General features: G+C 54.3%; 9 protein-coding genes. 5 read left to right on the top strand and 4 right to left on the bottom strand.

Annotated elements, in window-relative coordinates; translation table 11 throughout:
* Positions 1 to 297: 297 nt before the first annotated feature.
* The 4 genes from A7983_RS20185 to narI are packed head-to-tail and all read left to right on the top strand — an operon-like array spanning position 298 to position 7025.
* Complete coding sequence (locus A7983_RS20185; RefSeq protein WP_005972290.1) at positions 298 to 4059, top strand: nitrate reductase subunit alpha; 3762 nt, start codon at positions 298 to 300, stop codon at positions 4057 to 4059.
* Positions 4059 to 5624 carry a nitrate reductase subunit beta gene (gene narH / locus A7983_RS20180; RefSeq protein WP_005972286.1) on the top strand — a complete coding sequence of 522 codons (1566 nt, stop codon included), beginning with the start codon at positions 4059 to 4061 and terminating at the stop codon, positions 5622 to 5624. Before A7983_RS20185 ends, narH begins: the two co-directional genes overlap by 1 nt.
* Positions 5617 to 6336 carry a nitrate reductase molybdenum cofactor assembly chaperone gene (gene narJ / locus A7983_RS20175; protein ID WP_005972283.1) on the top strand — a complete coding sequence of 240 codons (720 nt, stop codon included), beginning with the start codon at positions 5617 to 5619 and terminating at the stop codon, positions 6334 to 6336. Before narH ends, narJ begins: the two co-directional genes overlap by 8 nt.
* Complete coding sequence (narI, locus tag A7983_RS20170; protein ID WP_005972281.1) at positions 6336 to 7025, top strand: respiratory nitrate reductase subunit gamma; 690 nt, start codon at positions 6336 to 6338, stop codon at positions 7023 to 7025. Before narJ ends, narI begins: the two co-directional genes overlap by 1 nt.
* A 100-nt stretch (positions 7026 to 7125) precedes the next feature.
* Here narI and A7983_RS20165 read toward each other — a convergent pair whose 3' ends face one another.
* Positions 7126 to 7998, bottom strand: coding sequence for an EamA family transporter (locus A7983_RS20165; RefSeq protein ID WP_005972278.1), 873 nt, complete (start codon positions 7996 to 7998; stop codon positions 7126 to 7128).
* A 62-nt stretch (positions 7999 to 8060) separates the two neighbouring features.
* Between A7983_RS20165 and A7983_RS20160 the strand changes: the two genes are divergently transcribed.
* Positions 8061 to 8606, top strand: coding sequence for a MarR family winged helix-turn-helix transcriptional regulator (locus A7983_RS20160; RefSeq protein WP_005972275.1), 546 nt, complete (start codon positions 8061 to 8063; stop codon positions 8604 to 8606).
* Positions 8607 to 8662: 56 nt separating this feature from the next.
* Here the strand turns inward: A7983_RS20160 and A7983_RS20155 are convergent, their stop codons facing one another.
* The 3 genes from A7983_RS20155 to A7983_RS20145 are packed head-to-tail and all read right to left on the bottom strand — an operon-like array spanning position 8663 to position 11728.
* Positions 8663 to 9805: a DSD1 family PLP-dependent enzyme gene (locus A7983_RS20155; protein WP_005972272.1), complete on the bottom strand. Its 1143-nt coding sequence runs from the start codon at positions 9803 to 9805 to the stop codon at positions 8663 to 8665.
* The gene (locus tag A7983_RS20150) at positions 9802 to 10743 is read right to left on the bottom strand and encodes an ornithine cyclodeaminase family protein (protein ID WP_039478526.1); all 942 of its coding nucleotides are present in this window, start codon (positions 10741 to 10743) and stop codon (positions 9802 to 9804) included. Before A7983_RS20150 ends, A7983_RS20155 begins: the two co-directional genes overlap by 4 nt.
* A 10-nt stretch (positions 10744 to 10753) precedes the next feature.
* Positions 10754 to 11728 (bottom strand): threo-3-hydroxy-L-aspartate ammonia-lyase, encoded by a 975-nt coding sequence (locus A7983_RS20145; protein WP_039478530.1) that lies wholly within the window; start codon positions 11726 to 11728, stop codon positions 10754 to 10756.
* Between the last annotated feature and the right edge of the window lie 253 nt (positions 11729 to 11981).

Below are 11981 nucleotides of genomic sequence, written 5' to 3'. Positions count from 1 at the left end.
CTACTACCTCTAAATAGTCGTGTGTATGAATTCAGTATAAGCACAAACCTAATGGTTTTAATTTTATCCTTTAAAATCAATTAATTGTGTGTTTTTCTCATAATAATTCTTTGGTGGTAGTTGGCGATATACTCCGTTTTTCTCGGAATGACACTCTTGATCGTTATCAAGTTTGGCAGCGCGGTTGCTGGATACCCTAGCGCCAATTTGAGCGATGTGTCGTCAGCAAAAACAGATGTCTGCTACGAGCATTTCATAACGACAGGAGCCAACAGGCTTCGCAGCAGGAGAGTCCGGATGAGCAAATTCCTTGACCGGTTACGTTACTTCAAACAACTGGCCGAACCGTTTTCCGATGGTCACGGGCAGACCCTTAATAGCAATCGTGACTGGGAAGATGGCTATCGCAGTCGCTGGCAGCATGACAAAATCGTGCGTTCTACCCACGGGGTAAACTGCACCGGTTCATGTAGCTGGAAGATTTATGTGAAAAACGGTCTGGTGACGTGGGAAACACAGCAGACTGACTATCCGCGTACCCGTCCGGACCTGCCTAACCATGAGCCTCGTGGTTGCCCGCGCGGTGCCAGCTACTCCTGGTATCTGTACAGCGCCAACCGCCTGAAATACCCGATGATGCGTAAACGCCTGATGAAACTGTGGCGTGAAGCGAAACTGACGCACAGCGATCCGGTTGATGCCTGGGCATCCATTGTCAACGATCCCGAAAAAACCAAATACTACAAACAAATTCGTGGTCGTGGTGGTTTCGTGCGTTCTGACTGGAATGAAGTCAACGAACTCATTGCTGCCTCTAACGTTTACACCGCCAAAACCTATGGCCCTGACCGCATTATTGGTTTCTCACCGATTCCTGCGATGTCAATGGTGTCCTATGCGGCTGGTGCGCGTTACCTCTCTCTGCTCGGCGGCGTGTGCCTGAGCTTCTACGACTGGTACTGTGACTTACCGCCAGCGTCACCGATGACCTGGGGTGAGCAGACTGACGTACCGGAATCTGCGGATTGGTATAACTCCTCTTACATCATCGCCTGGGGTTCTAACGTTCCGCAAACCCGTACACCGGATGCCCACTTCTTTACCGAAGTGCGCTACAAAGGCACCAAAACCGTTGCAGTAACGCCGGACTACGCTGAAATCGCCAAGCTGTGCGATCACTGGCTGAACCCGAAACAAGGCACCGACAGCGCAATGGCGCTGGCAATGGGCCACGTTATTCTGAAAGAGTTCCACCTCGACAAGCCAAGCCAGTATTTCAGCGAGTACGTTCGTCAATACACGGACTTACCGATGCTGGTGCTGCTGGAGCCTCGTGAAGACGGTTACTACGCGGCGGGTCGTATGCTGCGCGCCTCCGATCTGGTAGACAACCTCGGTCATGACAACAATCCGCAGTGGAAAACCATCGCGATTGACGATGAAAGCGGCAATCTGACGGCACCACAAGGGTCGATCGGCTACCGTTGGGGCGATCAGGGCAAATGGAACCTGGAACAGCGCGATGGCGTGAGCGGTGAAGACGTTAAACTGCGCTTGAGCCTGCTGGGATCGCACGACGATGTGGTTGATGTCGGCTTCCCGTATTTTGGCGGCGCGGTCAGCGAACATTTCAACAACGTTGCGCTAGAAGAAATTCTGCTACACAAACTGCCAGTGAAGCGTTTGACGCTGGCCGACGGTAGCGAAGCGTTAGTTGCCTGTGTTTATGACCTGACGATGGCAAACTACGGTTTAGATCGCGGTCTGGGTGACGACAACTGCGCACGTGATTACGACGATGTGAAAGCATACAGCCCTGCTTGGGCTGAAGAAATTACGGGCGTTTCCCGCCAGAACATCATCCGTATTGCGCGTGAATTCGCAGATAATGCCGATAAAACGCACGGTCGTTCCATGATCATCGTGGGTGCAGGTATCAACCACTGGTATCACATGGACATGAACTACCGCGGCATCATCAACATGCTGATTTTCTGCGGTTGTGTTGGTCAGAGCGGTGGCGGTTGGGCACACTATGTCGGACAAGAAAAACTGCGTCCGCAAACCGGTTGGACGCCACTGGCGTTTGGTCTGGACTGGCAGCGTCCGCCTCGTCACATGAACAGTACGTCGTTCTTCTATAACCATTCCAGCCAGTGGCGTTATGAAACCGTCACACCGCAGGAATTGCTGTCACCGCTGGCGGATAAATCTCGCTTTAGCGGCAGTATGATTGACTTCAACGTGCGTGCTGAACGCATGGGCTGGCTGCCATCTGCACCGCAGTTGAACGTTAACCCGCTGGATATCGCAGAAAAAGCGCGTGCTGCAGGTGTGACGCCGCAGGAATATACCGTTGCTGCACTGAAATCAGGCGAGATCAAATTTGCCGCTGAACAGCCGGATAGTCCACAAAACTACCCACGCAACCTGTTCATCTGGCGTTCTAACCTGCTGGGTTCCTCCGGTAAAGGTCACGAATACATGCTGAAGTACCTGCTGGGTACGGAGCACGGTATTCAAGGACAAGATCTGGGCACGGCGGGCAGCGTGAAGCCGGAAGAAGTGGAGTGGCGCGATCAAGGTGTTGAAGGCAAGTTAGATCTGGTGGTGACGCTTGATTTCCGTATGTCCAGCACCTGCCTGTACTCCGACATCGTACTGCCAACGGCAACCTGGTACGAAAAAGACGATATGAATACCTCGGATATGCATCCGTTTATTCATCCGCTGTCTGCGGCCGTCGATCCTGCGTGGGATTCCAAAAGCGACTGGGAAATTTACAAAGGCATCGCGAAAACCTTCTCCCGCGTGTGTCAGGGGCATCTTGGTCAGGAAACCGACCTAGTTACCTTGCCGATTCAACACGACTCCCCGGCAGAAATGGCGCAGCCGTTCGGCGTGGATGACTGGAAAAAAGGCGAATGCGACCTGATTCCGGGCAAAACGGCACCACACCTGATGATGGTGGAGCGCGATTATCCGAACCTGTACGAACGTTTCACCTCGCTCGGTCCGTTGCTGGACAAGCTGGGTAACGGAGGCAAAGGTATCGGCTGGAACACGCAGACCGAAGTCGATTTCCTGAAAAAACTGAACTACACCAAAGCTGACGGTGCGGCGGCGGGTCGTCCGAAGATTGAAACGGCGATCGATGCGGCAGAAGTGATCCTGTCTCTGGCCCCGGAAACCAACGGTCAGGTGGCGGTGAAAGCGTGGGAAGCGCTGAGTAAATTTACCGGTCGCGATCACTCGCATCTGGCGCTGAATAAAGAAGACGAAAAAATTCGCTTCCGCGATATTCAGGCTCAGCCGCGCAAGATTATCTCCAGCCCGACCTGGTCTGGTCTGGAAGATGAACACGTCTCTTATAATGCCTGTTATACCAACGTTCACGAGCTGATTCCGTGGCGTACACTGTCCGGTCGCCAACAGTTGTATCAAGACCATGAGTGGATGCGTGCTTTCGGTGAAAGCCTGCTGGTGTACCGTCCGCCGGTTGATACCCGTGCTGCCGCACCCGTGATGAACCAGAAACCTAACGGCAACCCGGAAAAAGCGTTGAACTTCCTGACGCCGCACCAGAAATGGGGTATTCACTCCACGTACAGCGACAACTTGTTGATGCTGACGCTGGGTCGTGGTGGCCCGATTATCTGGCTGAGCGAAGACGATGCCAGAGATTTGGGTATTGCGGATAACGACTGGATAGAAGCGTTCAACGCCAACGGGGCGCTGACGGCGCGTGCAGTGGTGAGCCAGCGTGTGCCAGCGGGAATGACGATGATGTATCACGCGCAGGAACGCATTATTAACCTGCCGGGATCGGAAATCACCCAACAGCGCGGCGGTATTCACAACTCGGTGACCCGCATCACGCCGAAACCGACCCATATGATTGGTGGCTATGCCCAACTGGCTTATGGCTTTAACTACTACGGCACCGTTGGGTCAAACCGTGATGAGTTCGTCGTGGTTCGTAAAATGAAACGCATCGACTGGCTGGATGATGAAGGCCAGGATTATGTTCAGAAAGCGGTACAGCAGGAGAAAGCCTGATGAAAATTCGTTCACAAGTGGGCATGGTGCTGAATCTGGACAAATGCATCGGCTGTCACACCTGCTCCGTTAGCTGTAAAAATGTCTGGACCAGCCGTGAAGGGATGGAATACGCCTGGTTCAACAACGTCGAAACCAAACCGGGCGTGGGCTATCCCCATGCCTGGGAAGATCAGGAAAAGTGGAAGGGCGGCTGGATCCGTAAAATCAGCGGCAAGCTTGAACCGCGGATGGGTAACCGTATCAGCGTGCTGTCCAAAATTTTTGCTAACCCTGATGTGCCAGAAATCGACGATTACTATGAACCGTTCGACTACGACTATCAGAACCTGCGTAAAGCACCGGAAGGTAAGCATCAGCCTGTCGCCCGTCCGCGCTCGCTGATTACCGGTCAGCGGATGAAGAAAATCGAGATGGGGCCGAACTGGGAAGACGATCTGGGTGGTGAATTTAGCGTGCGCGCCAAAGATAAAAACTTTGAGCATATGCAGAAAGAGATGTACGGCCAGTTCGAAAACACGTTCATGATGTATTTGCCGCGTTTGTGTGAGCACTGCCTGAACCCGGCGTGCGTGGCGACCTGTCCGAGCGGCGCGATCTATAAACGTGGCGAAGACGGTATCGTCCTGATCGATCAGGACAAGTGCCGCGGCTGGCGTATGTGCTTGACCGGCTGCCCGTACAAAAAAATCTACTTCAACTGGAAGAGCGGCAAATCAGAAAAATGTATTTTCTGCTACCCGCGTATTGAAAGCGGTCAGCCAACGCTGTGTTCAGAAACCTGCGTCGGACGTATCCGCTATCTGGGCGTGCTGCTCTATGATGCCGATCGCATCGAACAAGCCGCTTCTGTGGAAAACGAGAAAGATCTGTACCAGAGCCAGTTGGATGTGTTCCTTGACCCGCATGACCCTAAAGTCATTGAGCAAGCACTGAAAGACGGTATCCCAAACAGCGTGATTGAAGCAGCACAGAAGTCACCGGTTTACAAAATGGCGATGGACTGGAAGCTGGCGCTGCCGCTGCACCCAGAATATCGCACGCTGCCGATGGTGTGGTATGTACCGCCGTTGTCACCGATTCAGTCTGCGGCGGATGCGGGTCAACTGGCCCACACCGGCGTACTGCCGGACGTCGAAAGCCTACGTATTCCGGTGCAGTACCTGGCGAACCTGCTGACAGCAGGGGATACCGAGCCCGTCTTGCTGGCACTGAAACGTATGCTGGCGATGCGTCACTACAAACGCGCGGAAACGGTAGAAGGCAAGATCGATACCAGCGCGCTGGAACAGGTTGGGCTGACAGAAGCACAGGCGCAGGAAATGTACCGCTATCTGGCGATTGCTAACTACGAAGATCGTTTCGTGATCCCGTCAAGCCATCGTGAGCTGGCGCGTGAAGCTTTCCCTGAAAGCAAAGGCTGTGGCTTCAGCTTTGGCGATGGCTGCCACGGCAGCGATACCAAATTCAACCTGTTCAACAGCAAGCGTATTGATGCCATCGATGTCAGCAACAAAACGCGTGATATGAACAGCAAAATCATGCAGGAGACTAACCATGATTAGCCTGCGGATTATTGCCCGCCTGCTGGACTATCCCGATAGCGAGCTGTGGGAAAATAGGGCTGAGTTGATCGAAGCGGTAGAGCAGGCTGATGCCTTACCGCTACGTGAGAGTCATCAACTGATGCAGTTTATTAACACGTTGTGTGCGGAAGACTTATTGGACAAACAGGCGGAGTATAGCGGCCTGTTTGACCGTGGTCGGGCGACGTCGTTGCTATTGTTCGAGCACGTTCACGGTGAGTCTCGTGACCGTGGTCAGGCGATGGTCGATCTCATGCAGCAATATCAAGATGCCGGACTAGCGCTGGATTGCCGCGAGCTGCCGGACTACCTGCCGCTGTATCTTGAGTACCTTTCTCGTTTGGAACCCGCGCAGAGTCGTGCGGGTTTACTCGACATCGCGCCGATTCTGGCGTTGATTGGTGCGCGTTTGCAGCAGCGTGACAGCAGCTATGCCGTACTGTTCGATCTCTTGCTTCAACTTTCAGGCAGCGACCTGCAAAGTGACGACGTCACGCATTCGGTGGCTGACGAAGCGCGTGACGACACGCCGCAGGCGTTGGATGCCGTGTGGGAAGAGGAACAGATTAAGTTCCTCGGCGAAGAAGGCTGCGCATCGGCCCAACAAACGCAACACCAACGCCGCTTTGCTGGCGCGGTGGTGCCGCAATATCTGAATCTTGACGCTACATCGGCGGGGGGGCAACGTTAATGAGTGCTTTCACGAACTATTTCAATGTGTTCTTTTTTGACATCTATCCTTATCTGGCGATGGCTATTTTCCTGATCGGCAGTTGGCTGCGTTATGACTACGGCCAATACAGTTGGCGTGCGGGTTCGAGCCAAATGCTGGACAAGAAAGGGATGCGTCTGGCGTCTAACCTGTTCCACCTGGGAATTCTGGGCGTATTTGCCGGGCATTTCCTTGGGATGCTGACGCCGCACTGGATGTACGAAGCCTTCTTGCCAATGGAAATAAAACAGAAAATGGCGATGTTCGGCGGTGGTGCGGCTGGCTTGTTGACGTTTGTCGGTGGTGCGCTGCTGTTAAAGCGCCGTCTGACTAACCCGCGTATTCGTGCGACCTCCAGCGTTGGCGACATTCTCATTCTGTCCTTGCTGGTGATTCAGGCTGGTTTGGGTGTACTGACCATCCCGTTCTCTGCACAGCATATGGATGGCAGTGAAATGCTGAAGTTGGTCGGTTGGGCACAGAGCATAGCGTACTTCCAGGGTGGTGCGTCTGCACATCTGGTGGGGGTCGCGCTGATCTTCAAACTGCACATCGTGTTGGGTCTGACGCTGTTCGTTCTGTTCCCATTCTGCCGTTTGGTTCACATCTGGAGCGCGCCGGTCGAGTACCTGACCCGTCGCTACCAGCTCGTGCGTAACCGTCGCTAGGCATTATAGAAAACGGCGGTGTTATGATAACACCGCCGTTTTAACTCCTTCCTTTTCCTCTTTCCCCGCCAACAGTACTCACTATCGGCAGTTCAGTTGATTATTTACTTCGTGAAGTCGTCCATTGCACGGCGAAGACGCTGGCGAGCACGATAGCCAAACCTAAGAACGCCGTGCCAGTTATCGACTGGGAAAGCAACGCCCAACCTAGCACCACGGCAGTCAGCGGGCTCAATAACCCCAATGATGCAACGGCAACGGTCGGCAGGCGCGTCACGCCACGAAACCAGAGCCCATAAGCGAGCACGGCACCCGCAAGACAGAGATAGGCGTAGGCAGCCCACTGCGATAGAGTCAACGCAGGCAGCGGGGCATCTGCTAGCCACGCAACGGGCGCCAGCATTAATCCGCCGATGAAGAGTTGCCAGCCAGTAAGCGGTAGCACGGGCAGATCAAGCTGCCAGCGACGCGTCAGCCAGACGCCCATCGCCATGCACATCGCACCCAACAGCGCGGCGGCGATCCCCACCGGTTCAAATGTCGTCTGTGGCGACAGCAGCAACGTGGCCATGCCAATCACGCCGATGACCGCCGACCACAGCGTGGCCTGTCTGGGCGTTCGATGATCCACGGCCCAGACTAATACCATGATCAACAGTGGCTGGATCGCGCTCAGTACCGCAGCCAATCCACCCGGTAAACGATAAGCAGCAACAAACAGCAGCGCTTGAAAAACCCCGATATTCAGGGCGCTGAGTACGACTACACGCCACCAGTCTTGCCGGGCGGGAAAGCGACGGGTGAATAAAAGTAGCAGCAGGCCCGCAGGCAGTACGCGGATAAGTGCTGCGGTGAAGGGCCGGTCTGGTGGCAGAAATTCCGTTGTAATAATATAAGTGGAGCCCCAAATCGCGGGGGCCAATGCCGTGAGTATGACGTCACGCCAATAGTGTGGTGAGGATGGAGTATTCATGACTTTACCTTTAATTCAAGATACTATGATAGTGTTGATCAATTAGCTTGAAGTCAAGATAAATGAAAAGTCAAACCAGCGAGCGTGACTACGATGCGGTAGATGCCATCCTTGAACAGTGGCGGCGCGAGCGACCCGATCTGGATGCCAGCCCGATGGGGCCGATTGGACGCCTCAGACGATGTGCTGTGCTCATGGATCAGCGTCTGGAATCCTGCTTTTCTAGGTTCGATCTGAGCAGTTGGGAGTTTGATATGTTGGCTACGCTGCGACGTGCAGGTGCACCGCATTGCCTTAGTCCGACCGAACTCTTCTCCACGCTGATGGTAACGTCAGGAACGATGACCCACCGGCTCAAGCGCCTTGAAACCCGGGAATTTATCGAACGTGTGCAGAATGAACAGGATGCACGTAGTACGCTTGTGCAACTGACCCGCACGGGGCTTGAGCTGATTAATCGCGCCGTCGAAGCGCATATTGAGAACGAGCGGCAGGTGCTATCTGCGCTACCTGCGGATGTGCTGGCTGCACTGGATGCCAATCTCGCCACGCTGTTGCGAGCGTTGGAAAGTCACGCTGGGCGTGCTGTACCTAAAGAGACAAACTAATTCGCTGCGAAAATTACCGCCCGATGCGTTCAGATCGGGCGGTATGACTATGACATTTACCATCCGATAATGCGCTGCCAGGTTTCCTGCTCATGCCTGTGCGATTTCAGCACTTGATAGTGTTGATGCATTGCGGCTGTCGCACAGGCGTGGTTAGGTAATATCCGCAATCGCGTGCCGACGGGGAAATTATCGACCGAAAACCCACGGTCGGTGGGTAGCGCAATAATGCCGTGTTCCTGATTGGTGATGGTCACACAGAGATCGCTGTAAGGGGTGCCGTGCAGGTCGCAAACCAGCCCGTAACCGTAATCTTTCGCCTGAGAGGCCGTACCGCGATCGCGGGAGAGCGCCATCCAACCTGCATCAATAAATACCCAGCCTTTTTCACGGTTGTGCCCAATCACTGTGCTAACAACCGAGAGGGCAATATCATCCAGCGAACAAACCCCGACATTTTTCATCACCAGATCGAACGTGGTGAACACGCCCGCTCTGACTTCGGTAACGCCGGTTAAGTCTTCGGCAAAGTGCGCAGTCGGTGTTGCACCCACGCTGAGTACAGGGCAAGCAATTCCCAGCGCTCGCACACGCTGTCCGGCGGTATTGATGGCTGCGCACTCGGCACGCGCGGCGGCTCTGATCGCTTCGTCCGTGCGGCAGGCATACGATTCTCCCGCATGAGCCAGCAGGCCGGTGAGTGTCGCCCCGTTGCCGTCGATCTGTCTCGCTAGTTCAAGCAGCGCATTGCTTTCCGGCGGAATACCGCCGCGATGTCCGTCACAATCGATCTCGATAAATACCGAAAACGTCACGTTATTGGCGCGTGCAAAATCGGTTACCGCCCGCGCCTGTTCTGCGCCATCCAACAGAATATGGAGGTCCACACCTTTGCGGATCAGGTTAGCAATACGCGGCAGCTTGTGTGGGGCGATCCCCACGGCGTAGAGTAGGTTGGTATAACCCGCTGCGGCAAAGGCTTCCGCTTCTGCCAGCGTCGAAACCGTCGCTGGTGAGGTGGAGTCTTTGAGTAGATAGCGACCCGCTTCAATCGAACGTAGCGTTTTGAGATGCGGCCGAATCTGGCTACCCAGATTTTCGGTACGTTGATAAAGCCTGTCGATATTGCGTTGGAAACGGAATTCATCAATCAGCAAAAAGGGCGTTTCCAGCGTGTTAAGCCACTCGGCGTTACTCATTGTATGCCTCCATTTTGTTTCGCTGTTTGCCAGGCGGCAAGAATACGTTGGCCGATATACAAGTCCTGAATGGATAAGCCAGAACTATCAAAAATGGTGATGTCGTCCGGCGTCTGCCGTCCCGCTGCGCTCGCGTTAATTACGTCGCCAATGGCGGTCAGCGCCACCTGGGCTGGTGCGTGTTGAAATTCACCGATGGCTCTGGACTGAGAGGGCAGATCGCAAAACAGGCGGCCCGCAGTAAACAGCTCTGGCGGCAGTTCCTGTTTGCCCGTGGCGTCCGATCCCATGCTGACGACGTGCGTTCCTGCCTTGACCCACTCGGCGTTAAACAGCGGCGCGCGTGATGGTGTTGCGGTCACGATGATATCCGCTGCGCGGCACGCAGTTTCGGCATCGCTGACTTGTGCATCCAACCCGGCAGCGTCGAATTCTTGCGCCATCTCTGCGGATTTGCGGCTATCACGCCCGACAATCAGCACGGTACGGATGGGGCGTATTCTTGCCAGTGCAGCGCATTCGTAACGAGCCTGATGACCGGTGCCGAACACCGCCAGAACAGAGGAATCCGGCCTTGCCAGCAAATCGGCGGCGACGGCATCGGCGGCAGCGGTACGAAAGGCGTTAACTTTTCCGGCTTCTATGGCCGCCGCTATTTTCCCGATTTGCTGATCGAACAGCAGAATAAGGGAATTATGGCGGGGCAGACCGTTAGCGGGATTCCCCGGCCAGAATGAGCCCACTTTTAGCCCCGCAAGCTCGCGGGTTGCAGAGGCTTTGATGCTGAATGTGTTGCCCGCATCGGAACCTTGTCCGTGTACCACCGGAAAACTGCGTGCTTCGGGTTTGCTGGCGGCGAGCAGGGCTTCACGAATGGCATCATAAGCCAGCTCATAACTGATGAGTGCCGCCGATTCCGCTTCAGAAATAAAGATCATCATTTTTCCCTTAGGCGTTGCCGGAAAGAAATGCGCCGTAGCGGCTGATATCGACATTCCCACCGCTGATAATAATACCGATGCGTTTACCGCGTAGCGATTCCCTAAGATTGCGTGCTGCCGCGAAGCTAAGGCACCCGGTCGGCTCCACGACAATCTTCATGCGTTCGGCGTAAAACTGCATGGCATCAATCAGGTCGTCATCCGTTACGGTTAGAATATCGTCGACGTTCTGGTGAATCAGAGGAAAGGTGTAGTTACCTAGGTGCTGGGTCTGTGCGCCATCGGCGATGGTTTTGGGCGTATCGATATGCACAATGTTGCCGCTGCGGAAAGATTGCTGCCCATCGTTGCCCGCGAGAGGCTCGACGCCATAAATTTTACAGCGTGGAGACAAGTGACGAGCAGAAAGTGCGGAGCCCGCCAACAACCCGCCGCCGCCCAGACAGACGAACAGGGCGTCCAACTCACCGGTTTCTTCCAGCAGCTCTTTCACGGCCGTGCCTTGTCCAGCAATGACATGAGGGTGGTCGTAAGGGGGAATAAGCGTCAGACCCTGTTTTTCGGCCAGATCTCTGCCGATCTGCTCACGATCTTCGGTATATCGATTGTATTCCACCACGTTCCCGCCATAGCCGCGTGTTGCGGCGACCTTTGCCGCTGGTGCATCGTGCGGCATAACAATCGTTGACGGAATGCCGAGTAATTTGGCGGAAAGCGCGATGGCCTGCGCATGGTTACCGGAAGAAAAGGTAACAACGCCTGCGGTTTTCTGCTCGTCGGAGAACTGCAACAGCGCGTTCATGGCACCGCGAAACTTAAATGCGCCCATACGCTGAAAGTTTTCACACTTAAAGAAAACCTCTGCGGCGAACGCGTCATTAACCGTGCGTGATGTCATGACTGGCGTTTTATTGGCATAGCCATCAAGACGTTCCGCTGCTGCTACCACATCGTCGAAGGTTGGGAGACGTAAATCGCTCATATCTAAAAACCCGCTGTTAGTGATTGTGAATACCGAGGCTGTTGTCCCCGATGTTGTCGAATTCATGATAAACAAAATATATAAAATTAGATAAATTGTCTAATGTGATTTATCTTTAGATTCTCAGCCTAAGTGAAACGCATCGTGTGCTGCTAAAAAGGGGCGAAACGCATACGCTTCACAGGGCAAGACGAGAGTCGCGTGTGGTACTAAAGCAGGTGTACTTACAGTACACTCAGCGCCAGAAAACGCG

Source organism: Pectobacterium wasabiae CFBP 3304, assembly GCF_001742185.1.
Classification (GTDB): Bacteria; Pseudomonadota; Gammaproteobacteria; order Enterobacterales; family Enterobacteriaceae; genus Pectobacterium; species Pectobacterium wasabiae.
The sequence above is the reverse complement of the archived record's forward strand: the minus strand, read 5'-3'. Positions and strand labels throughout refer to the sequence as shown.